This is a genomic window from Cognatundibacterium luofuense (assembly GCF_018139685.1).
Taxonomy (GTDB): Bacteria; Pseudomonadota; Gammaproteobacteria; order Burkholderiales; family Burkholderiaceae_D; genus Undibacterium; species Undibacterium luofuense.
The window spans coordinates 1-502 of the sequence record NZ_JAGSPN010000109.1 but is presented as its reverse complement, the minus strand read 5'-3'; the positions used below and the strand labels follow the sequence as shown (position 1 = coordinate 502).

The 502-nt window shown below is 54.4% G+C and carries 1 protein-coding gene; it reads left to right on the top strand.

Going from position 1 to position 502, the window contains the following annotated elements:
- Positions 1-502: transglutaminase-like cysteine peptidase (locus KDM89_RS19565; protein ID WP_230427998.1), on the top strand; the 502-nt coding region annotated here is incomplete at both ends.

Below are 502 nucleotides of genomic sequence, written 5' to 3'. Positions count from 1 at the left end.
ATGCCAGCAGCCCTGAACTTCTACCTTCCCCGAACACAGCGCCTGCGCAAGCCGGGACTGGTGGGCGGGCTGTTGTGTGCCGCAATGCTGCTGGTGCTGAGCATGCCTGCTTATCCCGGCTATCCGGGACTGGTCGATTTTTCCAAAGGTTTGCTGGAGCATGTCAGGCAGCGTTTCGGAACAGAAGCACCCAAGCGCCTATTACAGATGCAGCACACCGTACATCAATTTCGTACGACTGCCGGCAAAGACTTCAGCAAGACCCTGCAGCAAGCCAGCGATGTACAGCCTGCCATGACGATACTGCGCCGCGTGAATGATTTTTATAACCGGGTACCGTATTTCACTGATCAGGAGCACTGGAATCAGGCTGATTACTGGGCCACACCGGTGGAATTTGTCGGCTCTGCCGGTGGCGATTGTGAGGATTATGCGATTGCCAAATATATGACGCTCAAGGAGCTCGGGGTGCCGATAGACAAAATGCGTATTACCTATGTAC